Below are 25,206 nucleotides of genomic sequence, written 5' to 3' on the forward strand. Positions count from 1 at the left end.
AGAGGACAGAGGCTGGGCGGGCGCTGGCGCCCGGGCTACACGTCGAGGAAGCGCACGTCCTTGGCGTTGCGGGTGATGAACGAGCGGCGGGCCTCGACGTCCTCGCCCATCAGCACGGAGAACAGCTCGTCCGCCTGGGCGGCGTCGTCCATCGTGACCTGGCCCAGCAGCCGGTTCGCCGGGTCCATGGTGGTCTCCCACAGCTCTTCGGCGTTCATTTCGCCGAGACCCTTGTACCGCTGGATCGCGTCGTCCTTCGGCAGCTTCTTGCCGGCCTCGACACCCGCCTGGATGACGGCGTCGCGCTCGCGGTCGGAGTAGGCGTACTCCGGGTCCGTCCGCGGCCACTTGATCTTGTACAGCGGCGGGCGGGAGAGGAACACGTGCCCGTGCTCGATCAGCGGCGCCATGAACCGGAACAGCAGGGTCAGCAGCAGCGTGGTGATGTGCTGGCCGTCGACGTCGGCGTCGGCCATCAGCACGATCTTGTGGTAACGCAGCTTCGAGATGTCGAACTCGTCGTGGATGCCGGTGCCCAGCGCGGTGATCAGCGACTGGACCTCGGTGTTCTTGAGGACGCGGTCGATGCGGGCCTTCTCGACGTTGATGATCTTGCCGCGGATCGGCAGGATCGCCTGGTACATCGAGTCCCGGCCCTCCTTGGCCGAGCCGCCGGCCGAGTCACCCTCGACGATGTAGAGCTCGCACTCCTCCGGCTTGGTGGAGCGGCAGTCCTTGAGCTTGCCCGGCAGCCCGCCGATGTCGAGCGCGCCCTTGCGGCGGACCAGATCCCGCGCCTTGCGCGCGGCCATCCGCGCCTGCGCCGAGGAGATCGACTTGTTGATGACCGTCTTGGCCTCGGTGGGGTTGCGCTCGAACCAGTCGGCCAGCCATTCGTTCGACGTCTGCTGCACGAACGTCTTGGCCTCGCTGTTGCCCAGCTTGGTCTTGGTCTGGCCCTCGAACTGCGGTTCGGAGAGCTTGATCGACACGATCGCGGCGAGGCCCTCGCGGACGTCGTCACCGGTGAGGTTCGCGTCCTTCTCCTTGAGCAGCTTCTTGTCGCGCGCGTAGGAGTTGACGACGCGGGTCAACGCGGCGCGGAAGCCCTCCTCGTGCGTGCCGCCCTCGTGCGTGTTGATCGTGTTGGCGAAGGTGTAGACCGACGGCGTGAACCCGTTGTTCCACTGCATGGCGACCTCGACCTCGAGGCCAGTGCCCTTGGCGTCGAAGGAGATCACCGTCGGGTGAATGGGGTCCTTGCTGCCGTTGATGTGCTTGACGAAGTCCTCGAGCCCACCCGGGTAGCAGTACGTCTTTTCCTTGATCCGGGCCTGCTTGCCCTCGGCGTCCTGCTCGGTTTCCTCGTCGGCGACGCGCTCGTCGCGCAGCGAGAGGGTGAGGCCCTTGTTGAGGAACGCCATCTCCTGCAGCCGCCGGGAGATGGTCTCGAAGTTGTAGGTCGTGGTCTCGAAGATCTCCGGATCGGCCCAGAACGTGATCGTGGTGCCGGTGTCCTCGGCAGGGCCGAGGTCCTGGAGCTCGCCGGGCACCTGGTTGGTGTACTCCTGGCGCCAGTTCCGGCCCCGGTACTTGATCTCCGCGAGCAGCTTGGTCGACAGCGCGTTGACGACCGAAACACCGACGCCGTGCAGACCGCCCGAGACCGCGTAGGAGTCGCTGTCGAACTTGCCACCCGCGTGGAGCACGGTCAGCACGACCTCCAGGGTCGGCTTCTGCTCCTTCGGGTGCATGTCGACCGGGATGCCGCGGCCGTCGTCGACAACACGGACGCCGCCGTCGGCGAGGAGGGTAACCTCGACCTTGGTGGCGTACCCGGCCATCGCCTCGTCGACGGAGTTGTCCACGACCTCCTGCACCAGGTGGTGGAGGCCGCGCTCACCGGTTGAACCGATGTACATACCGGGGCGCTTACGGACCGCTTCGAGGCCTTCGAGCACGGTGATGGACGACGCGTTGTACTCGCTCTTGTTCTCGGTCACCGGCGTGTTGTCTCCTCGTCTCGCGCGAGCGGAATCCCACTCGACACCAGTGTACTTGGCCGCGTCCGCAGACATGCGGCAAGGACACCCCTGGCTTGCTCACAGAGCCACGAAATCGTTCCTAGCAGAGTCTTGACGTTTCAGAGCACTTATGGACGCGTTGTGGGGGAACTCTGAGTGCGTCTCGCAACCGCTGTCAGCCGTACGTGTCACGCGGGCCACGGCCGGGGACGTGCCGGGGCCCCTTCCGCCAGCTGGGCGCCGTCGGCCCCTGGATGCGCATCCGCTTGACGACGCCGTTACCGACACCGGCAGCGATCTTGGCCAGGAGCTGGCGCTGCAGGGTGCGCAGCTGCATCGCCCACGCGGTCGAACTGGCCTGGACGGTCAGTTCGCCGTCCTTGAGCGAGACCGGGTGCGCGTGCTCGGCCACGTTCTCCCCGACCAGCCGGGCCCACTGCCCGAAGACCCGCGCCGAGGAAAGGCGCTCCGACCAGCCACTGTCGGTGATCAGCCGGGAGGTGAGCCTGCCGAGCGGCTGCGGATCGCGCGCGTCGGCGCCGGGCCCGGACCAACGACGGCGCCGCGGGTTCTGCCCGCCACCGGTCAGCCTGCCTGTGCGTAACCCGGGCGGTCCACCCCGCGCCTTCGCCTTGGCCTTCGCGGCTTCGAGAGCCGCGTGAGCCAGGTCACGCCCGTTCGGCGCAGCGCCGTTCTCACGCTGCGTACCAGGAGTTTGCTCGCCACTGGGGCGAACACCGGTCCGAGGGATGTCAAGCCCCTCATCCGGCCGTTCGGTCACGCGGGGCGATAACGCGTTCACGGTGTTATCCACACTGTCCACAGGTTTATCCCCAGAAAGGTGGGTAACCGCTGTGGCGCCGGTCACCCCGCGTGGTCGGCTAGCCGGTGTTTCGGGGTTTTCAGGCACGCTTGACCTCGCCCTCCGCCACGGAGAACCGGCATCCGTCCAGCTCAGCGGGCACGTCCTCGTCGACGGCGGCGGTCACCAGCACCTGTTCGGCGCCCGCCGCCACTTCGGCGAGCCGGGACCGGCGCTTACGGTCCAGCTCGGCGAACACATCATCCAGCAGGAGCACCGGCTCCCCGGCTTCGCCACGCAGGAGTTCGTAACTTCCCAGTCGCAGCGCGAGGGCGAACGACCACGACTCGCCGTGGCTCGCGTACCCCTTCGCCGGCGCCTCACCCAGCACGAGTTCGAGCTCGTCCCGGTGCGGGCCGACCATGCTCACCCCTCGTTCCAGCTCGGCCGTCCTGGCCTCGCCCATCGCGGTGAGCAGCACACCCTTGAGCACTTCCGGATCGGCACGCGCCTCACCCGGTACGCCGTACCCGGCGGGAAGCGCTTCGCCGAGCGAAGACCGGTACGCGATCTTCGCCGGACGCGAATCCGGTGCGACCCCCATGTACGCGGACGCCGCGTATGGCGCCAGGTCAGCGACGAGGTTGAGCCGCGCGGCCAGCAACTCCGCGCCCGCGACCGCGAGGTGGTCATCCCAGACGTCGAGGGTCGACAACGCGTACGGGTCCTCACGGCCGGTACGTCGTTTCCCCGCGGTCTTGAGCAGGGCGTTGCGCTGCTTGAGCACCTTCTCGTAGTCGGCGCGGACACCGGCATACCTCGGTGCGCGCAGCACGAGAAGCTCGTCGAGGAACCGGCGACGCTCGCTCGGGTCACCCCGGACGAGCGACAGGTCCTCCGGCGAGAACAGCACCGTACGCAGGATCCCGAGCACGTCCCTCGGCTTGCCGACCGCGCCGCGGTTGACCCTGGCGCGATTGGCCCGCCCGGCGGTGATCTCCAGCTCGACGGTCAGTTCGCGGTCGTCGTTGACCACCGCGACCCGCACCAGCGCGCGTTCACACCCGTGCCGGATGAGCGGGGCGTCGGTCGCGACGCGGTGCGAGCCCAGCGTCGCGACGTAGCCGATCGCTTCCAGCAGGTTCGTCTTGCCCCGGCCGTTCTGGCCGACCAGCACGGTCGGCCCCGGTTCGAGCGCGAGATCGGCCTGCTCCCAGGACCGGAAGTCGGTGACCTGGAGATGTCTCAGGTACAAAACTCCCCAGACCTAGCCGCCGACCTTCTTCACGGCGTGCCCGCCGAACTGGTTGCGCAGCGCGGCCACGGCCCGCATCGCGGGCGACTGCTGCTGGCGCGAAGCGAAGCGCGCGAACAACGCGGCGGAGAGAACCGGCGCCGGGACGGCGTGGTCGATCGCCTCCTCCAGCGTCCACCGGCCTTCACCGGAATCCTCGACGTAGCCTTCGAGGTCGTCCAGCTCCGGATCCTCGTCGAGCGCGCGGACCAGCAGATCGAGCAGCCACGAGCGGACCACGGTCCCCCGCTGCCAGCCCTTGATCACCGCGGGCACGTCCTCCACGACCTTCGCGGCTTCGAGCAGCTCGAAGCCCTCGGCGAAGGCCTGCATCATGCCGTACTCGATGCCGTTGTGGATCATCTTCGCGTAGTGCCCGGCACCGACCGCACCCGCGTGCGAGAAGCCCTCTTCGCGCGGCCCCTCCGGACGCAGCGAGTCGAAGATCGGCATCGCGCGGGCGACGTCGGCGGCCGCGCCGCCGACCATCAGGCCGTAGCCGTTGTCCTTGCCCCACACGCCACCGGACACCCCGCAGTCGAGGTACCCGATCTTCTTCGCGGCGAGCAGGTCGGCGTTGAGCTTGTCGTCGGTGTACTTCGAGTTGCCGCCGTCGATCACGAGATCGCCCTCGGACAGCAGCTCGCTCAGCTCGGTGATCGTCTGCCGCGTCGGGTCACCGGCTGGCACCATCACCCAGACGATCCTCGGACCGTCCAGTTTGGACACCAGGTCGGCGAGCGACGTCGAGTCGGTCACCTCGGGGTTGCGGTCGTACCCGACCACCTCGTGACCGGCCGTGCGCAGCCGCTCACGCATGTTGAAGCCCATCTTGCCGAGGCCGATCAGACCCAGCTGAACCATGGAGTTCCCCTTACGTACTAACGAAGAAGCGGGTCAGCCGGGCAGGCGGACCGGCATCAGGAGGTAGAGGTAGCCGGGGACGACGTTGCCCTCGGCGTCGGCGGGCTTGATGAGCGCGGGACGGTTCGGCGTGGTGAACGTCAGCTCGGCGCGATCCGCGTGCAGCGCGCCGAGACCGTCGACGAGGTAGCCGGGGTTGAACGCGATGGTGACCGGCTCGCCCTCGTAGTCGACCTGCAGCTCTTCTTCCGCGCTGCCCTCGTCGTCGCCGCCGGCGGACAGCCGCAGCGAGCCGTCCGCGAACTCCAGCCGCACCTGCGTGCCGCGCTCGGCGACGAGCGACACACGCTTGATCGACTCGGCGAGCGCGGAGACCTCGATGATCGCCCGCGAGGAGTGACTGGCCGGAAGCAGCTGGCGGTACGGCGGGAACTCCGCGTCCAGCAGCCGGGTGGTGGTGTAGCGACCGGCACCGGAGAGGCCGAGGAGACCGTCGCCGCTGGCGAGCGCGAGCCGGATCGTGGCGCCGCTCGCGCCGAGCGTCTTGGCGGCCTCGGCGAGGGTCCGCGCGGGGACGAGCACCGCGGCATCGGCGAGGCCCTCGGCGGGCTGCCAGGTGAACTCGCGCATCGCGAGCCGGAAGCGGTCGGTGGCCACCAGCGTGAGCTTGTCGCCGGAGATCTCCAGCCGCATCCCGGTCAGCATCGGCAGGGTGTCGTCCTTGCCGGCCGCGACGACGACCTGGGTGACCGCCTGGCCGAAGGCGTCACCGGCGAGCTCACCGGCGTACGCGGGCTGGGACGGCAGCTGCGGGTAGTCCTCGACCGGCATGGTCGGCAGGCTGAAGCGGGCGCTGCCGCAGGTGATCGTCGCGCGGGCGCCGTCGACCGAGATCTCGACCGGCTGCGCGGGCAGCGCCTTGGTGATGTCGGCCAGGAGGCGGCCGGAGACGAGCAGGCGGCCGCCGTCGGCGATGGTGGCCGGGACCCCGACCGTCGCGGAGACCTCGTAGTCGAAGCCGGAAACCGTGAGCGCGTCCGCCGCCCCGTCCGACCCCGCGTCGAGCAGGACACCGCCCAGCACCGGTACCGGAGGCCGGGACGGGAGGCTTCTCGCCACCCACGCGACGGCGTCGGCGAGCCCGTCGCGCTCGACGCGGATCTTCATGCGCGCATCCTTTCGACAGCCGAGCCCCTGCGGCTCGTGAAGGTCGTCGGGGAACACCTGCGCCCGCGCAGGCGACCTCGCCTCTGCTCCCTACCCCCGCACCGGGACGGCGTTCGACGCGGACCAGGTGCAGGCATCCACGTTAGGCCGTCAGCGGCGTGGCCGTCACCTCGGCCTCCCCTTCGATTTGTCGACAAAGCGACACAGTTCACCGGCTGTCCCCAGATTCGTCCGCCGCCTGTTTTTGTTTTGTTCCCTTCTTAAAAAGATCTAAGGGCAGTAGCAGTAGTAGGCGTTGTGGATTGTGTGGACACAGCTCGTTCGCGCAGGTCGGAGCGAGGGCGAGGGTGTGGAGAGCCCTGGTGGCGGTTCGGTGGATGAATCGGGCGATCGGTGGATGGATTCGAGCGGCCCCCGATTCGTCCACAGCCAGCCCCAGTTGTCCCCAGGTCTATCCCCAGCTGTGCACCGAGTTGTACCCAGGGGATGTGCGCGTGCGGCGTGACCCGAATCGCCCGGATGAGTGGCTGACGCGGGATGTGTATCGAGTGTGGGCAACCTGTGGAATCGGTGTGGGCAACACTGTGGATGCACTGTGGACTGCTTGTGAGTGCATTGTGGACGAAACCCGCGTCGTCGCAGCTGAGAGATTCGTTGGCACTGTGGGCAAAGTGCCCACAGCATGGGGAAACTCCCTTGTGTATCAACGGTTTTGCGTACGTGGCGAAGTGTGCTTCAGATCGCGTCGCTGCTTCGCGCATGTACACGGCCGTACGCGCGTGAAGCAGCGAGAGAAGGCGTACGTCCTTGCGCACACGGCATTCGCGCTCACGACGCTGGATACGTGACAAGAACGGCTTCGGGGCGCCCACCTGAGTCGTGGACGCCCCGAAGCCGTGAGAAGAGCGGGAAGAACTACTGGCGTGCGCGCTGCTTGATCCGCGAGGTCAGTTCCTGGACCTGGTCGTAGATGCGGCGCCGCTCGGCCATCTCCTTGCGGATCTTCTTGTCCGCGTGCATGACCGTCGTGTGGTCGCGGCCGCCGAAGGTCTGCCCGATCTTCGGCAGCGACATCTCGGTCAGCTCGCGGCAGAGGTACATCGCGATCTGCCGCGCGGTGGCGAGCGCCTTCGTCTTGCCGGGGCCGCAGAGGTCGTCGAGCGTCACGTCGAAGAACTCCGCGGTGACGCCCATGATGGTCGGCGCGGTGATCTCCGGCGTGTGCGAGTCCGGGATGAGGTCCCGCAGGACGATCTCGGCGAGACCGACGTCGACCGGCTGCTGGTTCAGCGAGGCGAACGCGGTGACGCGGATCAGCGCCCCTTCGAGCTCGCGGATGTTCGCCTCGACGCGCGAGGCGATGAACTCCAGGACCTCGCCCGGCACCGCGAGCCGGTCCTGTGCGGCCTTCTTGCGCAGGATCGCGATCCGGGTCTCCAGCTCGGGCGGCTGGATGTCGGTGATCAGCCCCCACTCAAACCGCGTGCGAAGCCGGTCCTCCAGGGTCTCCAGCCGCTTGGGCGGCCGGTCGGAGGAGACGACGATCTGCTTGTTCGCGTTGTGGAGGGTGTTGAAGGTGTGGAAGAACTCTTCCTGGGTACCTTCCTTGCCCTCCAGGAACTGGATGTCGTCGACCAGCAGGATGTCGATGTCGCGGTACCGCCGCTGGAACGCGACCTTGCGGTCGTCGCGCAGCGAGTTGATGAAGTCGTTGGTGAACTCTTCGGTCGAGACGTAGCGGACGCGCATGCCGGGGAACAGCCGTTGCGCGTAGTGCCCGACCGCGTGCAGCAGGTGGGTCTTGCCCAGCCCGGACTCGCCCCAGATGAACAGCGGGTTGTACGCGCGGGCCGGCGCCTCGGCGACGGCGACCGCGGCCGCGTGCGCGAAGCGGTTGGAGGCGCCGATGACGAACGTGTCGAAGTTGTACTTCTCGTTCAGCTTCGTCTTCGACGTCTGCGGCTGCGCGGGCGCGGTGTACGGCTGGCCCGCGATCGGCTGACCGGAGAAGGTAGGCCAGATCTCGTGGACGGCGGCGAGTGCCTCGCCTTCCTCGTCCACCTCTTCGTCGTCCGACTCCTCGGCCGCCGCGGCGGGATTCGCCGGTTGCTGGTGCGGAGGCATCGGGGCGGGCATCGGCGGCGGCGTCGGCTCCGGGCGCGCCGGCCGGGCGGGCGCGCGCATCGCGGTGTCGGGCATCGCCGGCTCGGGTGCGGGCCCTGATCCGTTTTCCACCCGAGTGGGTGGCGCGTAGCGGGGCGGCGCGGGAGCCACCGGCTCCGCGCTGTCGACCTTCACCGCGAGGGAGACCGCGCGGCCGAGCCGACGCGAGAGGGCTTCGGTGATCGCGCCACGCAGGGCGCGTTCGATGGCTTCCTTCGCGAAATCACTGGGGGCGGCGAGCAGCGCGGTGCCGTCGAGCAGGCCGATCGGCCGGGTGACGCGCATCCAGGCTCGCTGCTGCGGTGAGAGGGTCCCGTCGGACAGCTCCCGGACCACCTGCTCCCAGATGACGCCTAGATTGTGCTGGTGCTCGGACACCTGTCTGGCTCCCCTCCCCTCGTCGGCGTGTACGGCGAAATCCCCCCAAGCACGCCCCGGTCACTCCATCGAGCGTCATCTTGGACCGGTCTGCTCACCGGCACAGCAAGTATCCACATAGTTGTCCACAGCTGTGCACTAATGTACGGCGGCCCGCGGCCACGCCACCTGCGGGCTCTCCATAACGCCGGTGGGTACCTCCACACCCGGCGGCGCGCTCGCCGTGCACCTCGACCGGTGACCCGAAAGAGGCACGCTAACAAGCCCCGCCCGATGCCACAAGGCATGCTCGGGCGCAAGCATTTCACGGTGTACGGCGTGTTGCCATTCGATGGCGCGTGCCTGCCCCGACCGTACCGGCAGGGGTGATCGCGGTGCGTGGCGAAGGGGGTGCCTGCGGGCCGCCCGGCCGGGGTGCGTACCCTCGTAAGGTCTCCCGTATGCGATGGGTGCGTTTCGCGTGCCCACGTTGTCGTTGCTCGACGTGACGAGGACACACGTTGGTAGGAGACACCAGAGACTGCCGTGCGCCCGCACGACACGCCAGGCGGCGGTGAACAGAAACCGTCGTCCGACGGCCGAGATACAGGAGAAGCAGTGAGCAAGGGTAAGCGCACCTTCCAGCCGAACAACCGCCGACGCGCCCGGGTCCACGGGTTCCGGCTGCGCATGCGGACCCGTGCCGGCCGGGCCATCTTGGCGGCCCGTCGTCGCAAGGGCCGCGCCGAGCTGTCCGCCTGAGACCGCGTCGAGGCACGTCATGCTGCCTGCCGCCGCCCGTTTGCGGCGGAGTGAGGACTTCCGCGTAGTTCTTCGCCGCGGATCCAGGGCAGGCAAGCGTCGCCTCGTCGTCCACGCGTTGACCACGGACCCGTCCGAGGCCGTCACGGCGGCCAGGGCGGGTTTTGTGGTGAGCAAGGCCGTCGGGAATTCGGTGGTGCGCCACCGGGTCACCCGCCGGTTGCGTCATCTCGTCGCTGCCCGGCTCGGAACCCTGCCCGCCGGGAGTGCGTTGGTCGTTAGGGCATTACCTCCGGCGGCGGACGCGTCCAGCGCGGAACTCGGTGCCGATCTCGACGCGGCACTGCGCAGGCTCGGACTGCTGCCGTCCCGCCGGTCGGCCGGGGATGGTGTCCCCAGGCAGACGCGTCCCGAGGACGCGGCCCCCGACCACGAATCAGCGGTGTGAACGGTATGCCAGCGAGTACGCGAACCAGCACTGACGAACGTCCCGGTGGACCCCGTCCCGGACCGGTCGCCTGGGTGCTGCTGCTTCCGATCAAGCTCTATCGGAAGGCGATCTCCCCCTTCTTGCCACCGGCTTGCCGGTTCTATCCGAGCTGCAGCACGTACGCGGTCGAAGCCCTGACCCGGTTCGGTGCCGGGCGCGGCTCCTACCTCGCGCTGCGCCGGCTGCTGCGCTGCGGCCCGTGGACCCCGCCCGGCCGCGATCCGGTGCCCGAGACGTTCTCGTGGCGATACCGCAGACCTGAAACACCGATCGAGGAGTAGCTCAGTGCTCGACTTCATCTACTACCCCGTGTCCTTCATCTTGTGGTGTTGGCACAAGGTCTTCGGGTTCGTCTTCGGGGAAGCCACGGCGATCTCCTGGATCCTCGGCATCATCTTCCTGACGTTCACCGTCCGCGGCATCATGTTCAAGCCGATGGTCAACCAGGTCCGGTCGATGAAGCGCATGCAGGACTTCGCGCCGGAAATGAAGAAGATCCAGAAGAAGTACGCGAACGATCGCCAGCGCCAGGCGATGGAGATGCAGAAGCTCCAGAAGGAGCACGGTGTCAACCCGCTCGGCAGCTGCCTGCCGATGCTGCTGCAGATCCCCGTCTTCATCGGTCTGAACTGGGTCCTCCGCGCGTTCAGCCACATGCCGGCGGACGGCTCGCCGAAGACCGAGAACTACTTCTTCAGCCAGCACGACGTCGAGTCGTACAACCAGGCGAAGCTCTTCGGGGTCAAGCTGGGCGAGGCCATCCACAACGGCGTCACCGCGATCGGCGGCAGTGGCGCGTCGGGCTGGCACTGGAACGTGGCCCCCGTCGCCATCCCGCTGATGATCGTCGCCGGTATCGCCACGCACCTCACCGCGCGGCACTCGGTCTCCCGGCAGAACCCGGAGTCGGCCACCCCGCAGACCGCGATCATGAACAAGCTGACGATGTACATCTTCCCGCTCGGTGTGATCGTCTTCGGTGCGCTGTTCCCGCTCGGCCTCCTCTTCTACTGGCTGGCGAACAACGGCTGGACGCTGATGCAGCAGCGCGTCGTCTACACGAAGATCGACAAGGAAGACGAGCAGCGCAAGACCGAGGCCAAGGAGAAGCGCGCCTCGCTCGGCCCGAAGCCGGGTCAGAAGCCGACCGCTCCCCGCCCGGGCCAGAAGCCGGTCCAGCAGAAGAAGAACCAGGCGAACAACGGCGGCCAGAAGAAGGTCACGAAGGCCGGGTCCCCGCAGGGCTTCGCACAGACCACTTCCGCGACGGAGAAGAACAAGCCGGCCGACACCACACCGGAGGCGGACACCAAGCCCGCGAGTGAGGACGGCGACAGTTCGAACGGCGCGAAGGACAACGGCACCGGCGTGCCGGGCCTCATCAAAGACTCGACCAGGAAGTCGGGCCGGAAGCGTCGCTGACGCCGAGCCGGTTCGGAGAGGAGACGAATGATGTCGGAGACGATCGAGACGATCGACGCCGATCAGGACGACGCGGCCACCGGGGAACCGGAGAACGCGGAGCAGGCGGGAGGTACTGACGACGACGTCCTCGTGCGGGAGGGCGACATCGCCGGTGACTACCTGGAGCGGTTGCTTGACCTGTTGGACTACGACGGGGACATCGATCTCGACGTGGAGGCCGGCCGGGCGATCGTGAGCATCGACGGCGGTGAGGATCTCGAGAAGCTCGTCGGCCCGCGGGGCACGGTGCTCGAGGCGCTCCAGGAGCTGACCCGGCTCGCGGTGCAGCAGGAGACCGGATCGCGTAGCCGGTTGATGCTCGACATCGCGGGGTGGCGCGCGGACCGTCGCGAGGAGCTTCGCGAACTCGGCCGGTCGACCGCGGAGACGGTGTTGTCGAGTGGCGAGCGCGTCCGGCTTCAGCCGATGAGCCCGTTCGAGCGCAAGGTGGTGCACGACGCCGTCGCGACGGTTTCGGGTGTCACGAGCGAGAGTGAGGGCGAAGACCCGAAGCGGCGCGTGGTGATCTTCCCGGTGTCCTGACAGCAGCACTGCTCTTCGAGAAGCGGCCCGCCGGATCCGGCGGGCCGCTTCTCTGTTTTCGGGAGCAGAATTACATCGCTGTGTTTCACGTGAAACTCAGCGTCGACTCCGCTCGCGGAGTGGACTTGTCCACAGTTGCGGTCTGTCGACTCGATTTGGTCGCGGCATCAGGGACAATCAGCCGAGCGCGTTTCACGTGAAACGCGGCAGACAAGGAGTGGATGTAGTGAGCTTGGACGGCGTCGCTTCCGCGGTGCGTACGGCAGCGACTCGGGTGTTCGGCGACCACGTCGACCAAGCGGCGACCTACGTCGAACTCCTGGAGAGCCACGGCGTCGAGCGTGGGCTCATCGGACCCCGGGAGGTCGACCGTCTCTGGGATCGGCACGTCCTCAACTCCGCGGTCATCGACGAGCACGTCCCACAAGGGGCTCGCGTGGTGGACGTCGGATCGGGCGCGGGCTTCCCGGGAGTGCCGCTCGCCATCGCTCGGCCGGACCTGGATATTGTTCTCCTCGAACCGATGGCCCGCCGGACCGACTGGCTGGCCGAGGTCGTCGAGAAGCTGGAACTTCCGATCACCGTCGTCCGAGGACGCGCGGAGGAGCGGGCCGTGCTTCAGGAGCTGAGCGGCGCGGACGTCGTCACGGCTCGTGCGGTCGCCCCGCTTGCCCGGCTCGCCGCCTGGTGCCTCCCTCTCGCTCGTCCCGAAGGATCCCTGGTCGCCCTCAAGGGGGCGAGCGTCGCGGCGGAGATCGAACGGGACCGCGCTGCCGTCCGCAAGCTCGGCGGCGGCGATCCAGTGGTCGCCACCTGTGGTGCCGACGTACTCGACGTCCCCAGCACGGTCGTGATGATCAAACGCCTGCCGCCGAAGCCGTCTCGGTCACGCGGCAGGAGGAGTTAGCGCAGGAGAACAGGCCGCTGTGTTCCACGTGAAACGGTCCACGTGAAACCGTCCACGTGAAGCGACGCGGCGCGAACGTCAACCAGTCGTCTATGCAGAGGAGGTGTCGAGACCGGTGACTCCCCCACCGTCCGACTCCGCGAACACCGGCCACGAACTGGCCTGGACCCCGATCGCCGAGGAAGCCGTCCGTGCCGCGCGAGTCCTGCACCCGGAGGAAGGCGGGCTCCCCCGGCCCACCCACCGGCGCGTGCTGACCGTCGCCAACCAGAAGGGCGGCGTCGGCAAGACCACCAGCACGGTGAACCTGGCCGCGGCGCTGGCCGTGCACGGGCTCAAGACGCTCGTCGTCGATCTCGACCCCCAGGGCAACGCCAGCACCGCGCTGGACGTCGACCATCGATCCGGGACGCCCTCCATCTACGAGGTGCTCATCGGCGAGGTGTCCCTCGCCGAGGCGGCCGCGGTCAGCGAGCAGTCGCCCAATCTCTACTGCGTCCCCGCGACCATCGATCTCGCCGGTGCCGAGATCGAACTGGTGTCGATGGCGTCCCGGGAGTCCCGGCTCAAGGAGGCGATCTCGTCGGAGATCCTCGACGAGATCGGCGTCGACTACGTGTTCATCGACTGCCCGCCCTCGCTCGGCCTGCTGACCGTCAACGCGATGGTGGCAGCCCAGGAAGTTCTCATTCCGATCCAGTGCGAGTACTACGCGCTGGAGGGCCTGGGTCAGTTGCTGAGCAACATCGAGCTCGTCCAGGCGCACCTGAACCGCGAACTCAGCGTCTCGACCATCCTGCTCACCATGTACGACGGCCGCACGAAGCTGGCCGACCAGGTGACGCAGGAGGTGCGTAACCACTTCGGCGACCTCGTGCTGAAGACCGTCATTCCGCGCAGCGTGAAGGTCTCCGAGGCGCCCGGGTACGGCCAGACCGTGCTCGCCTACGACCCCGGTTCACGGGGCGCCATGAGCTATGTCGACGCGGCGCGGGAGATCGCCGAGCGAGGCGCATTGGGTCAAGGAGGAAACGGTTCATGACTGAACGACGCGGAGGACTCGGTCGCGGGCTTGCCGCTCTGATCCCGACCGGGCCGGCGAACACGGGCGGCCCGGCGCCGTCCGCCCCCGCCGACCCGGCGCCCGCCAAGACCCCGGACGGGTCGAAGGAGGACTCGGGCTGGTTCGCGGCGAACGGGGCAGCCGGTTCCCACGGCGGCGCGGTCGCCGGTGCGGTCTACCGCGAGGTGCCGGTCAGTGCGATCAAGCCCAACCCGAAGCAGCCGCGTCAGGTCTTCGACGAAGAGGCACTGGCCGAACTCGAGCACTCGATTCGCGAGTTCGGCCTCATGCAGCCGATCGTCGTCCGCGAGCTCGGCGATGACGAATACGAACTCGTCATGGGCGAGCGGCGGCTCCGTGCGTCGCAGCAGGCCGAACTGGAAGCGATCCCCGCGATCGTCCGGCAGACCGCCGACGAGTCGATGCTGCGGGACGCGCTCCTGGAGAACATCCACCGGGTGCAGTTGAACCCGCTGGAAGAGGCGGCCGCGTATCAACAGCTGCTCGACGAGTTCGCGGTGACCCATGAGGAGCTGGCGAGCCGGATCGGCCGCAGCCGCCCGGTCATCACCAACACCATCCGGCTGTTGAAGCTCCCCCTCCCCGTGCAGCGGCGCGTCGCGGCGGGCGTGCTGTCCGCCGGGCACGCCCGCGCGTTGTTGTCGTTGGACGACGCCGAAAGTCAGGAAGAGCTCGCCGCTCGGATCGTCGCGGAAGGCATGTCGGTCCGGGCGACGGAGGAAGCGGTCACGCTCAAGAAGAGCGAGAAGCCGGCCAAGCCGAAGGCCGCGCCGCGCAAGCCGATGCAGGCTCCCGGTCTCCAGGATCTGGCGAACCGGCTCTCCGACCGGTTCGACACCCGGGTCAAGGTCGACCTCGGCCGCCGCAAGGGCCGGATCGTGCTCGAATTCGGGTCGGTGGACGATCTTGAACGTATCGTCGCGCTGATGGACGAAAATACGACAAAACAGACACCGGAAACCGACTAGGGATCACCCCAGGGTCTTTCGTCACGGTGACAGTTCCTGGCGGTGAAGACGGGATCACCTGAGGTGATCGGGTGTCGGGTCGCGAAAAGTACCGCTCCGAAACCGGGGCGAGCGGTCGCGGAGGCACCAACGACAGAGCCGGGCGGAGGCCGCCCGGCTCATGGTCGTTCAGTATCGGTGGGTGTCAGCTCGCGCGGCGGATGGCGCGGATGACGAGATCGCCGAACACCGAGCCCAGCGAATGCCCGGCCGCTTCCATGGCCATCGGCACCGTGGACGTCTCGGTGAGCCCCGGCGACAGGTTCACCGCGAGGAAGTGCGGGATGCCGTCCTCGGTCACCACAGCGTCGGTACGGGAGATGTCCCGCAGTCCGAGTTGCTGGTGCGTGGACACCGCGAGCTTTCCGACGGCCTCGGTCGCTTCGGGCGAGATCCGCGCGGGGGTGAAGTAGTCGGTGAGCCCGGCCGTGTAGCGCGCGGTGTAGTCGTAGACGCCGTTCTCCGGGACGATCTCGACCGCGGGCAGGGCCTCGGGTCCGTTCTCCCCTTCGACGACCGTCACGGCCACCTCGACACCGCTGACGAACCGTTCCGCGAGCACCGTGTCCCCGTAGGCGAAGCAGCCGACCATGGCGGCCGGCAGCTCGGTGGCGTCGCGGACGACCTGAGCGCCCAGCGCGGAGCCGCCCTGGTCGGGCTTGAGGATCAGCGGCAGACCGAGCCGTTCCACGATCGCGTCCAGCACGGCCTGCGCGCCGAGCTCGCGGAAAGTGGTGTGGGGCAACACGATCCAGTCCGGCGTGGTGAATCCGGCCTTGGCCACCAACGACTTCGCGATCGGCTTGTCCCAGGTACGGCGGCAGCCCTGTGAGCTGGTGCCGACGAACGGGACGTCCAGCATCTCCAGAATCGTTTGCACGGAGCCGTTTTCGCCCTCGCCGCCGTGCAACGCGACGACGACGGCGTCGGGACGATGGGAGCGCAACCGATCCATCAGCCCGCTGTCGGTGTCCCACTCCTCCACGGTGAACCCGTCGGCTCGCAGGGCGGCGGAAAGCCGCCGTCCGGACCGGAGCGAGACGTCGCGTTCGTGCGAAAGCCCACCGGCGAGCACGGCAACGGTGTGGTCGACCACCGTGGAACTCCTTTGACGCTGTTCGTGGACGCGCGGCCGGTCAGACCGTGTCCGGAGATGGGCTCTGCGGCCCCGAGATCGTGCGGCTGTTCACGCTACCGAAGGTGCGCGCGAGGTCCATTTCGGACTCCAGCACCGAGGCGAGCCGGCGCACGCCTTCCCGGATGCGCTCGGGCGTCGGGTAGCAGTACGACAGCCGCATCTGACGGCTGCCGAAACCGTCGGCGTAGAAACCGGTGCCGGACGCGTACGCGACCCTGGCGGTGACCGCGCGCGGCAGCATCGCCTTGGTATCGACGCCTTCCGGGACCGTCACCCACACGTAGAAACCGCCGTCCGGCTTGGTCCAGGTGCACCCGGACGGAAGGTACTGCTCCAGTCCGGAAAGCATCGCGTCGCGGCGTTCGCGGTAGTTCTCCCGGAACTTCTTGATCTGGCCCTTCCAGTCGTGGGTCGCGAGGTAGCGCGACACGATCATCTGGTTGAGGGTGGGCGGGCACAGTGTCGCCGACTCCGCGGCCAGGACGAGCTTTTCGCGCACCGCGTGCGGGGCGAGCACCCAGCCGACGCGCAGGCCCGAGGCGAAGGTCTTGGAGAACGAACCGAGGTACACGACGTTCTCGGGGTCGAGGGACCGCAGCGCGGGATAGGTCTGGCCGTCGAAACCGAGCAGCCCGTACGGGTTGTCCTCGACCACGAGCACCCCGTGCGCGCGGCAGATCTCGAGGATCTCGGCGCGGCGCTCCACGGCCAGCGTGACACCGGCGGGGTTGTGGAAATTCGGGATGGTGTAAAGGAATTTGACGCGCTGACCGGCCTTCTCTGCCTGCTTGAGCGCTTCGCGAAGGCCCTCGGGAACGAGGCCGTCGTCATCCATCGCGACGTGCACGACGTTCGCCTGGTACGCCGTGAAGGAGCCCAGCGCGCCCACGTAGGACGGGCCCTCGGCGATCACGACGTCGCCGGGGTCGCAGAACAGCCGGGTGACCATGTCGAGGCCCATCTGGGAGCCGACGGTCACCACGACGTCGTCCGGATGCGCCTTGATCCCCTCCAGCGCCATGATCTCGCAGATCTGGTCGCGCAGCGCGGGCACGCCGTGCGCGGAACCGTACTGGAGGGCGACCAGCCCGTCCTCGGCGATGATGTCGGCGACCTGGGCGGACAGCGAGTCGAGCGGGAGCGCGGCGAGGTTGGGCATACCACCGGCGAGAGAGACCACCTCGGGCCTGCTGGCCACCGCGAACAACGCTCGGATCTCCGAGGCGGTCATTCCCGCGGTGCGGGCGGCGTATCGCTCCAGGTGCGGGTCGAGGTTGTGGCGGCCGACATGCGGCTTGACGGGGCGGTTCTCGGTCATCGGAGGATTCACCCGGGGCTCGGCGGTCTCGATCTACCTGCTGGTAGATCCAACGAGTGTAACCGGGGTCCGTTCGGGCCCCCTCCCCTTTCCGCCCTCGTCACATCGGCCTATCCTCAGAGGGGGCTCTTTCGGTACTCCCTGCTCTTTCGCAGGTCAGCGGCCGATTGTCAGTCCTTCGGGTGAGGCAATCCAGGGAGGTCGCAGGTGTCGCGTCGCGTTGTGGGCGTCACACTGGACAATCTGGAGCATCTGCCCAAGAGCTGTCGCCGGTGTGTCTACTGGGAGGTCGCGCCGCATCTCACGGCGCAGGCCGAGGAGTACGGCGCCACCGAGGTGGAAAAGGAAGCCTGGGTGTCCAGCGTCCTGCTGGAGTGGGGTTCCTGCGGCCGGATCGTCTACAGCGACACCCTCCCCGTGGGGTTCGTGCTCTATGCCCCGCCGAACGCGGTCCCCCGCGCACTCGCCTTCCCGACGTCGCCGCCGAGCGCGGACGCGGTCCTGCTGACGGCCTTCCACGTGCTGCCGGAGTTCCGCGGCGGCGGGCTCGGCCGGATGCTGGTGCAGGCGGTCGCGAAGGACCTGACGAAACGCGGGGTGCGGGCGATCGAGGCGTTCGGCGACGCCTCGCCGGACGATGAGGACCCGGCGTCGGGCCACGACTGCGTCCTGCCTGCGGGCTTCCTGCAGAGCGTCGGGTTCAAGACCGTCCGCCCGCACAAGAAGTGGCCTCGGCTGCGCCTGGAGCTGCGTTCGGCGATCAGCTGGAAGGAAGACGTCGAGGCGGCGCTGGAGCGACTGCTCGGCCAGGTGACCATCACTACCGCCGAACCGAGCCTCGGGCGCGCGTAGCGCCGCTCAGCCCTGGTTTTCGAGCAACTCCTTGAGCGTGGCCAGCCGCGTTCGCCAGTACTGCTTGAAGTGTTCGGCCTCGTCGGTGTCCGTCAGCCGCTCGTGCACCAGCCCGACCTGCGCGCGGTCACCCTTGTCGACGAATCCGACGTTGACCCGCGTCGATCCGCCGGCCCAGTCGAACCGCGCGGACCGGAGCGGCTGGGCGGTGCGCTCCCGCAGTTCACCGTCCGGCAGCCACTTCGCGCGGAGCTCGCCGTCGGTGAACGCGGCGTAGAGCTGCTGGACGGAGACGTTGACGGTCTTGCTCGCGCTGACGGTGTAGCGGCCGTCGCGCCCGCCTCCGGGTGCGCGGAGTCCACGGGCCCGCTCGTACTCGACGGTGATGGTCTGTGCCCACCAGTTGCCAAGGCCGTGCTCGCCGACGAGCCAGGCCACGATGTCCTTGTGCGGGTGTTCGGTGGCGCCCCAGGCGTCGAGCAGGCCGTTCCATCCGGCCCAGTCGCGGCCGGTCGCCTGCTGGACGGCTTCGGTGGTGGTGAGGGTCTTGCTCATGGTGGCTGTCCTCCGGATTCGAGTGTCTCTCACCGGGGACGTAGAAGCTGCTTCGCGCTTCTCGACATGCCACGCGGAATCTGCCGGAATTTCCGCTCCGCACGGCTTCGGTAGCAGGTCACGAGGGCGCGAAACCCTCGTTCTGGCATGTGTGCACAACTGTGGAAGAAGGGCCGAGTTATCCACAGATTGCTGATGAGGGCCGTGGAAAACCTGTGGATGGGTAGACTGTTGTTGGGGACGCCCCCCGGGAAGGGCGGGGGCTGTCCCTAGGTGTGGTGTGCCGGGCCGGGGTGGGGCGCTAGGTGTTGTGGCGGCGGCTGGTGGATGAAATTTCAGCCACGTTCGGCCCGGTTGTGGGTTACCGAGGGCACGGTGGTGCCGGAGCGGTGTTCTCCGAAAGCGGGTGGGGGCTATTCGGCCTTCGCGAGTTCGTGGGCCAGGACGTCGGCGAAGGTGAACGTGCCGGTCGGCTGGTCGCCCTCGCCGAGCAGGTACAGCCGCTTGACGGCGACCAGGATGCCTTCGGCCACGACATCGCGGAACGCGGGGTCGGCCAGCTTGCCCGAGTCGTCCGGGTTGGTCAGGTAGCCGATCTCGACCCGGACCGCCGGGCAGCGGGTGCGGGTGAAGATCTCCCAGGTCTTGTAGTGCGTGCGGCAGTCCAGCAGCCCTGTCCTGGCGGCCAGCTCGCGCTGGATGAACCCGGCCAGCAGCTCACCCACCGTGGAGGTGGTGCCGTTGCCGGTGCCGAAGTGGAAGCTCGCGACACCCTGCGCCTTCGGCGAGGGGTTGCCGTCGTTGTGCAGCGACAGGAACAGGTCCGCGCCGGCCTCGTTGGCGAACCTCGCCCGCTCCAGCTCGGTCGGGCTCTGGTTCGGGCCGCGGGAGATCAGCGCCTCCATGCCGGTGGCCTTCATCCGGCCCTCCAGGCGGCGCGCCAGATCCCACGCGATGTCGGCCTCGCGCAGGCCGCCCGCGATCACGCCGAGGTCGTCCCCGCCGTGGCCGGGGTCGATGACGATGCGCTTGCCACGCAGCCGCGGCCCGGCCTGGCGCACCTGCTCCTGCTCGCGCAGGAACACCGGGCGGCCGCCGCGGGCCCGCGGCGAGGAGAGGCGGTGCAGCTCGCGGATCGTGGCCGGGCCACAGATCCCGTCCGAGGCCAGCCGCATGTCGCGCTGGAACGTCTTGAGCGCGCGCTCGGTCTGCGGGCCGAAGTACCCGTCCGGGCGCCCCGAGTCGAAACCGAGTTCGGTGAGCCGTTCCTGCAGGGTGAACACGTCGTCGCCGTGCACCGGCGAGGAGAGCATGTACTGCAGCGGCCTGCTGCCCAGGTGGAAGCTGGCTCCCTTGAGCGCCTGGTACGTCGCCGGGCCGACCAGCCCGTCGATGATGAGCCCACGACGCTGCTGGAAGGCCCGCACGGCGTGCTCCACGGACGTGTCGAACACGCCGTACTCCCCGGAATCGGTCACCGGCGGGAGCAGGTCCATCGCGGCAAGGATCGACCTGATCTCGGCGACATCCGGTCCGGCGTCGCCGCGGCGGAGTACCCGCATGCACTCCTCGCTCTTCCTCGGGCACCGAAAAGAACTCGATGCGGGACAGAAATCATCTGCTGGGCGGTACCCAGGGACTCTATTGTGCCCTGTGGACTCTCGGTGAGCGCGCAGGCCCGGGTGGTGCGTCAAGGCGCCGGAGACAGGGTGTGTCCGACACCACATCTTCACGCAGTGATCAGCTACCCACGATGCGCAGGCCCGAAACGGTGAAGAACCCGAACCGGCGGGGGAATTCCCGCTGGCCCGGGTTCTTCGCTGCCGAGATCAGGCGTCGGCGGAGATGACGTCGGCCAGGTCCGAGAGCAGCGCGGCCTTCGGCTTCGCGCCGACGATCTGCTTCACCGGCTTGCCGCCCTGGAAGAGGATCAGCGTCGGGATGGACATCACCTGGTAGTCACGCGCCGTGTTCGGGTTCGCGTCGATGTCGAGCTTGGCGATGGTCAGTTTCTCGCCGTGCTCGGCCGCGATCTCTTCGAGCACCGGGGCGACCATCTTGCACGGGCCGCACCAGGTGGCCCAGAAGTCGACGAGAACCGGCTTCTCGCTGGTCAGGACGTCGTCGACGAAGGTCTTGTCGGTCACCTTCACGGTGTTTTCGGACATGGGTTCTCCTTATCGGGGTGAGCGGCTGGGGAAGGGTGAGTCAGTTCGCGGGCGCGCCGTAGCCGCCGCCGACCAGCTCGGGGGCCTCGTGCGCGGTCTCGGCCTCGCCGTGCTCCGCCAGCCAGCGTTCCGCGTCGATCGCCGCCGCGCAGCCCGAACCGGCCGCGGTGATCGCCTGACGGTAGGTGTGGTCCACCAGGTCGCCGGCGGCGAACACACCGTCGAGATTCGTGTAGGAAGTGCGGCCCTTGGTGAGCACGTAGCCGTTCTCGTCGAGGTCGACCTGGCCGCGCACCAGCTGGCTGCGCGGGTCGTGACCGATCGCGACGAAGAACCCGGTGACGTCCAGCGTGGACTCCTCACCCGTCTTCGTGTCGCGCAGCTGAAGGCCTTCCACCTTGCCGTCGCCGAGCACCCCGGTGATCTGGGAGTTCAGCTGCCACTTGATCTTCTCGTTCGCACGGGCGCGCTCCAGCATGATCTTCGAGGCGCGGAACTCGTCGCGGCGGTGCACGATGGTCACGGACTTGGCGAACTTGGTGAGGAAGGTGGCCTCCTCCATCGCGGAGTCGCCGCCACCCGCGACCACGATGTCGTGATCGCGGAAGAAGAAGCCGTCGCAGGTCGCGCAGGCGGACACGCCGCGGCCGAGCAGCTCCTGCTCACCGGGCACGTGCAGGTACCGCGCCGCGGCACCCATCGACAGGACCACCGCACGCGCCGCGTACCGCACGCCGTTCGCGACGACGTACTTGACGTCCCCGGTCAGCTCCAGCGACTCGACGTCCTCCGCGCGCAGCTCGGCGCCGAACCGCTCGGCCTGCTTGCGCATCTCCTCCATGAGGTCAGGACCCTGGATGCCGTCGCGGAAACCGGGGAAGTTCTCGACCTCGGTCGTCGTCATCAGCGCACCGCCGAACTGGGTTCCTTCGAACACCAGCGGTTCCAGCTGTGCCCGCGCCGCGTAGACGGCGGCGGTGTATCCGGCAGGACCCGATCCGACGATGATCAGGTTCCTGATGTCCTCGGCAGCCACCCGTGACCTCCGCTCGTAGTGACCCGTGTACCAGGCTCAACACGATCGTAGGTGGCGGTGTTCCCGCCCGTGACAGCCGCTACTTCTCCCCGACGACCTTGTCGAACAGCTTGGCCGGATTGCCGGGGCCGCAGTCCGCGCCGAAGGCCACCATGCGGTACTGCGCGAGCTTGCCGGTGGTGTAGACGACCAGCACCCCGGCCTTGCCCTCGACCGTCACCGGCTGCACGCCCACCGGCCGCACGGCCGGGTCGAGCCCGTTGGCGGCCACACACGCGTCGAGCCGTTCTTCGGTCTGCAGCGGGCCGAAGTCCCGGACACCCAGCGCCTTGCCGAGCAGTGCCTGCGAGCCGCTGCCGTCCCCGCCCACGGTCGGCCCGACGGGGCCTCCGGGGCTTGTGGGACCGGATGGCGCGGGCTGGGCGATGCCGCCCGCCGGGCCGCTGCTCTGCTGCGTGGCGGGCACGATGATGGCGACCGCCGCGATGGCCGCGGCGGCGACGGTCACGATTCCGGCGCCCCACCCGATCCGCTTGTTCCGGCGTCTCCGCGCCGATGCCAGGTCGACCACCGGGGCGAGGGCGGGTTCCGCCGGTGCTCCCGGTGCCTGCGCGGGAGGTGCGGCCACTCCGGACCATGGCTGTTCACGAAACTGGGGCGGCCCCTGCGTGGACTGCCTGGCCGAGGCCTCCGCGGCCAGAGCCGCGTCGAGCCTCGCCGCGTACTCCGCGGGCATCGGCTCGACCGGTGCGGTGGCGAGCGCCGCGAGGTCGGACAGGGTCGAGTCGAGCGCTTCGAGGATCGCGACGGCCTCCGGGTCGGCGCGCACCATGGGCCACAGCTCGGCCGAGGTCCGTTCGTCCAGCACCCCGGCGTGGAGGTCGGCGAGTACATCGACAGACCAGGGCGGACCGACGGCCTCGCCGATCCCCCGAGTTTCGTCCGTCATCGTCCCTCCACCTCACCCGGCGTGCCCTGAACCCGCCTGGCACCCCGTCGCTCGCCCGGGGTAGCGCGATCTCGTTTGCTTTCGTTAGTAGGGACGTTCGCAATCGCATCGGGGTTCCGCAGATGTCCGAGAACCTTCGCGAGTTTCGCGCGGCCTCGGGCACACCTGCTCTTGACCGTGCCCTCGGCGATCCCGAGCATCTTCGCCGTCTCCGCGACGGAGTATCCCTCCACGTCGACCAACACGATCGGGCCACGCTGTTCCTCGGGCAGCTGCTCCAGCGCCGCCCTGACCAGCAGGCTCGTCTCGCGCTCGGCCATCGAGTCGCGAGGTGACGCCGGCTCGTTGAACCCGGTTTCGGGCAGCGGGACGGTGGGACGCGCCTGGCGACGGCGGATCCGGTCGAGGCACGCGTTCACCACGATCCGGTGCAGCCAGGTCGTGACCTGGGACTCCGCCCGGAAGTTCCCGGCGGCGCGGAAGGCGGAGATGAACGCGTCCTGCAGTGCGTCGGCGGCTTCCTCCGGATCCCGCACGGTGCGTAGGGCGACCGCCCACATGCGGTCCCGATGCCGGCCGACCAGTTCGCTGAACGCGCGTGGATCCCCCGCGGCGTGCGCCGCTATGAGGTCCGCGTCCGTAGGAGCTGCAGCAGTCACCCGAGGAAGCCTACTGACCTCCCCGGGATGCTCACCCCGCAGGCAGGAAGGTCAGCTCGCCGATCTCGGTCAGGAAGCCGTCGCCGTGGTCGTCGCCCAGGTGGGTGATCCAGACGATGAAGTTCTGACCCTGCTGCGGCTGCGGCAGCGGGATCGTCGTCTCCCCGGCGGTCAGGTCCGCGCTCGCCAGCACCTTCGTGTCGTCCAGCGCCGGGTTCTTGGTCTCGGCCGAGCGGATCTCGACCTTCGTGCCGGGGCTGTTCGAGGTGATCTTCACCTGGGCCAGCTTGATCGCGTCCTTGAACGAGACCGCCAGGCCGACGCCCTTCTTGAGCACCGGCAGCTGCTGCTGGTACTGGTCGGTCTTCCACGTCGTGCCCGGGTCGCCGTCGATCACGGCCTTCGCCTTGCCCGGGTTGTCACCCTTGCCCTGCGGGTTGTAGACGGTCGCCGACTGCGGGGTCACCGGGGCCCCGGCGGCGGGTGGCTGCGAGGCCGGCGGGGCCTGCGACTGCCCCGGCGGCTGCGCGGGCTGGCTGCTCGACGGCGGCGCGGCGACGTTGATGTTCGGCCCGCTCGCCTTCGAGTCACCCTGGAACAGGTTGATCAGCATGAGACCGACCCAGGCCAGGATCGCCACCGTCGCCACCACCAGCACGGTCACGCCGAGCGCCAGCTTGCGCCGCCGCGCCACGTCCTTGACCGGCTTCTTGGTGGTCCAGACCGTGCCGTCGCCCGAGGCCTCCGGCTCGGTGCCGACCGCCTTGATCAGCTGGGTGCGTTCCTCCTCCTCGGCGACCTGGTCCAGCACCCGCAGGATCGCCGCGCTGGTCCGGATGCCGCCGTTGCCACCGTCTTCGATGGTGCGGACCGCCAGCGAGGACAGATCCGCGGGCACGGCGGGGACGAGCGACCGCGGCGGGATGATCCGGCCGTCGGGCGAATGCGGGGCGGCCGGGATGGCCGGCGGGCCGCCCGGTAGCGCCCAGCGTCCGGTGAGCAGCAGGTAGAGCACCGCGCCGAGTGCCTTGACGTCGTCCCGCAGCGTCGCCTCCGGCAGCGGGCCGGGGAACGCGAGCTTCAGCGCGCCGTTCGGCGTCAGCCGCAGCCGCTGGGGGTGATCGAGGCCGAGGACGAGGCCGTTCTGGTGGGCCTGCTCGACCGCCTCGGTCAGCGCCTGCACCATCCGCGCCGCCGCGGCGGGCGCCACCGGACGCTGCGCGACGAGATCGACCAGGTCACTGCCCTTGGTCCACTCCGCGACGACGACGCCGAGCAGTCCTTCGCCCGAGGTCACGCCGCTGCCGAGGCTGAGCACGTCGAGTACGCGGGCGACCCCGCCGTGGCCGAACTTCGACGCGTGGGCGGCGCGCTCCAGGGTGCGCCGCGCCTGTCGCGCGGACTCGGGGTCCGCGGGGTCACCGACCAGCAGCGTCAGCGCGACATCGCGCTTGAGCTGCCCGTCTCGTGCCCGCCACAGATGCGCCCCGGCTCGCTCGTCCACCCCGAACTGGGCGAGCAGACGATATCGGCCGTCACCGACGACCCGACCGGGGGCAAGCGACCCTCCCTGGGCCCGGGTGCCCACCTGGCTCGCACCCCC

Annotated in this window: 24 protein-coding genes; 9 read left to right on the top strand and 15 right to left on the bottom strand. The window is 68.7% G+C overall.

The window, feature by feature from the left end; genetic code table 11:
• Positions 1-35 precede the first annotated feature (35 nt).
• The 6 genes from gyrB to dnaA form a co-directional block, all read right to left on the bottom strand.
• Positions 36-2,003, bottom strand: coding sequence for a DNA topoisomerase (ATP-hydrolyzing) subunit B (gene gyrB, locus ABD987_RS37160; RefSeq protein ID WP_345405545.1), 1,968 nt, complete (start codon positions 2,001-2,003; stop codon positions 36-38).
• 196 nt (positions 2,004-2,199) lie between these two features.
• The gene (locus tag ABD987_RS37165; protein WP_345405751.1) at positions 2,200-2,691 is read right to left on the bottom strand and encodes a DciA family protein; all 492 of its coding nucleotides are present in this window, start codon (positions 2,689-2,691) and stop codon (positions 2,200-2,202) included.
• Positions 2,692-2,926: 235 nt separating this feature from the next.
• Positions 2,927-4,081 carry a DNA replication/repair protein RecF gene (recF, locus tag ABD987_RS37170; protein ID WP_345405548.1) on the bottom strand — a complete coding sequence of 385 codons (1,155 nt, stop codon included), beginning with the start codon at positions 4,079-4,081 and terminating at the stop codon, positions 2,927-2,929.
• Positions 4,082-4,093: 12 nt separating this feature from the next.
• The gene (gnd, locus tag ABD987_RS37175) at positions 4,094-4,984 is read right to left on the bottom strand and encodes a phosphogluconate dehydrogenase (NAD(+)-dependent, decarboxylating) (protein ID WP_345405551.1); all 891 of its coding nucleotides are present in this window, start codon (positions 4,982-4,984) and stop codon (positions 4,094-4,096) included.
• Between the two features lie 33 nt (positions 4,985-5,017).
• Positions 5,018-6,151 (bottom strand): DNA polymerase III subunit beta, encoded by a 1,134-nt coding sequence (dnaN, locus tag ABD987_RS37180; RefSeq protein WP_345405554.1) that lies wholly within the window; start codon positions 6,149-6,151, stop codon positions 5,018-5,020.
• 915 nt (positions 6,152-7,066) lie between these two features.
• Positions 7,067-8,692 carry a chromosomal replication initiator protein DnaA gene (dnaA, locus tag ABD987_RS37185; RefSeq protein ID WP_345405556.1) on the bottom strand — a complete coding sequence of 542 codons (1,626 nt, stop codon included), beginning with the start codon at positions 8,690-8,692 and terminating at the stop codon, positions 7,067-7,069.
• A gap of 597 nt (positions 8,693-9,289) precedes the next feature.
• Between dnaA and rpmH the strand changes: the two genes are divergently transcribed.
• The 8 genes from rpmH to ABD987_RS37225 all read left to right on the top strand — a co-directional run bounded on the left by rpmH (position 9,290) and on the right by ABD987_RS37225 (position 14,889).
• On the top strand, positions 9,290-9,433 hold the full coding sequence (gene rpmH / locus ABD987_RS37190; RefSeq protein WP_345405559.1) for a 50S ribosomal protein L34: 144 nt from the start codon (positions 9,290-9,292) through the stop codon (positions 9,431-9,433).
• A gap of 19 nt (positions 9,434-9,452) precedes the next feature.
• Positions 9,453-9,881 carry a ribonuclease P protein component gene (gene rnpA, locus ABD987_RS37195; RefSeq protein WP_345405562.1) on the top strand — a complete coding sequence of 143 codons (429 nt, stop codon included), beginning with the start codon at positions 9,453-9,455 and terminating at the stop codon, positions 9,879-9,881.
• A gap of 5 nt (positions 9,882-9,886) precedes the next feature.
• Positions 9,887-10,204, top strand: coding sequence for a membrane protein insertion efficiency factor YidD (gene yidD / locus ABD987_RS37200; RefSeq protein ID WP_345405566.1), 318 nt, complete (start codon positions 9,887-9,889; stop codon positions 10,202-10,204).
• A gap of 4 nt (positions 10,205-10,208) precedes the next feature.
• Positions 10,209-11,345: a membrane protein insertase YidC gene (gene yidC / locus ABD987_RS37205; protein ID WP_345405569.1), complete on the top strand. Its 1,137-nt coding sequence runs from the start codon at positions 10,209-10,211 to the stop codon at positions 11,343-11,345.
• 30 nt (positions 11,346-11,375) lie between these two features.
• Positions 11,376-11,930 carry a Jag family protein gene (locus ABD987_RS37210; protein WP_345405572.1) on the top strand — a complete coding sequence of 185 codons (555 nt, stop codon included), beginning with the start codon at positions 11,376-11,378 and terminating at the stop codon, positions 11,928-11,930.
• A gap of 226 nt (positions 11,931-12,156) precedes the next feature.
• The gene (gene rsmG / locus ABD987_RS37215; RefSeq protein WP_345405575.1) at positions 12,157-12,837 is read left to right on the top strand and encodes a 16S rRNA (guanine(527)-N(7))-methyltransferase RsmG; all 681 of its coding nucleotides are present in this window, start codon (positions 12,157-12,159) and stop codon (positions 12,835-12,837) included.
• Positions 12,838-12,952: 115 nt separating this feature from the next.
• Entirely contained in the window at positions 12,953-13,879 is a 927-nt protein-coding gene (locus ABD987_RS37220) for a ParA family protein (RefSeq protein ID WP_345405578.1), read from the top strand.
• Positions 13,876-14,889: a ParB/RepB/Spo0J family partition protein gene (locus ABD987_RS37225; RefSeq protein ID WP_345405581.1), complete on the top strand. Its 1,014-nt coding sequence runs from the start codon at positions 13,876-13,878 to the stop codon at positions 14,887-14,889. The genes ABD987_RS37220 and ABD987_RS37225 overlap by 4 nt, the downstream gene beginning before the upstream one ends.
• Positions 14,890-15,073: 184 nt before the next feature.
• Here ABD987_RS37225 and ABD987_RS37230 read toward each other — a convergent pair whose 3' ends face one another.
• Positions 15,074-16,024, bottom strand: a complete 951-nt coding sequence (locus tag ABD987_RS37230) for a D-alanine--D-alanine ligase family protein (protein ID WP_345405584.1) — start codon at positions 16,022-16,024, stop codon at positions 15,074-15,076.
• A gap of 40 nt (positions 16,025-16,064) precedes the next feature.
• Positions 16,065-17,384: an aminotransferase-like domain-containing protein gene (locus ABD987_RS37235; protein WP_345405587.1), complete on the bottom strand. Its 1,320-nt coding sequence runs from the start codon at positions 17,382-17,384 to the stop codon at positions 16,065-16,067.
• A 207-nt stretch (positions 17,385-17,591) separates the two neighbouring features.
• On the opposite strand from ABD987_RS37235, the gene ABD987_RS37240 reads away from it, so the two are divergent.
• Positions 17,592-18,236, top strand: a complete 645-nt coding sequence (locus ABD987_RS37240) for a GNAT family N-acetyltransferase (protein WP_345405590.1) — start codon at positions 17,592-17,594, stop codon at positions 18,234-18,236.
• Between the two features lie 6 nt (positions 18,237-18,242).
• Here the strand turns inward: ABD987_RS37240 and ABD987_RS37245 are convergent, their stop codons facing one another.
• The 7 genes from ABD987_RS37245 to ABD987_RS37275 all read right to left on the bottom strand — a co-directional run bounded on the left by ABD987_RS37245 (position 18,243) and on the right by ABD987_RS37275 (position 25,191).
• Positions 18,243-18,791, bottom strand: coding sequence for a DUF4287 domain-containing protein (locus ABD987_RS37245; RefSeq protein ID WP_345405593.1), 549 nt, complete (start codon positions 18,789-18,791; stop codon positions 18,243-18,245).
• A gap of 413 nt (positions 18,792-19,204) precedes the next feature.
• Entirely contained in the window at positions 19,205-20,353 is a 1,149-nt protein-coding gene (locus tag ABD987_RS37250) for an N-acetylmuramoyl-L-alanine amidase (RefSeq protein ID WP_345405596.1), read from the bottom strand.
• 267 nt (positions 20,354-20,620) lie between these two features.
• Complete coding sequence (gene trxA, locus ABD987_RS37255; protein WP_345405599.1) at positions 20,621-20,959, bottom strand: thioredoxin; 339 nt, start codon at positions 20,957-20,959, stop codon at positions 20,621-20,623.
• A 40-nt stretch (positions 20,960-20,999) separates the two neighbouring features.
• The gene (gene trxB / locus ABD987_RS37260; RefSeq protein ID WP_345405602.1) at positions 21,000-21,995 is read right to left on the bottom strand and encodes a thioredoxin-disulfide reductase; all 996 of its coding nucleotides are present in this window, start codon (positions 21,993-21,995) and stop codon (positions 21,000-21,002) included.
• Positions 21,996-22,074: 79 nt separating this feature from the next.
• Positions 22,075-22,944: a hypothetical protein gene (locus tag ABD987_RS37265; protein WP_345405605.1), complete on the bottom strand. Its 870-nt coding sequence runs from the start codon at positions 22,942-22,944 to the stop codon at positions 22,075-22,077.
• A complete protein-coding gene (gene sigM / locus ABD987_RS37270; RefSeq protein ID WP_345405608.1) occupies positions 22,941-23,603 on the bottom strand; it encodes an RNA polymerase sigma factor SigM in 663 nt (220 codons plus the stop codon). The genes ABD987_RS37265 and sigM overlap by 4 nt, the downstream gene beginning before the upstream one ends.
• A 31-nt stretch (positions 23,604-23,634) precedes the next feature.
• Positions 23,635-25,191 (bottom strand): protein kinase family protein, encoded by a 1,557-nt coding sequence (locus tag ABD987_RS37275; RefSeq protein ID WP_425551100.1) that lies wholly within the window; start codon positions 25,189-25,191, stop codon positions 23,635-23,637.
• Between the last annotated feature and the right edge of the window lie 15 nt (positions 25,192-25,206).

The organism is Amycolatopsis samaneae (assembly GCF_039541975.1).
Classification (GTDB): Bacteria; Actinomycetota; Actinomycetes; order Mycobacteriales; family Pseudonocardiaceae; genus Amycolatopsis; species Amycolatopsis samaneae.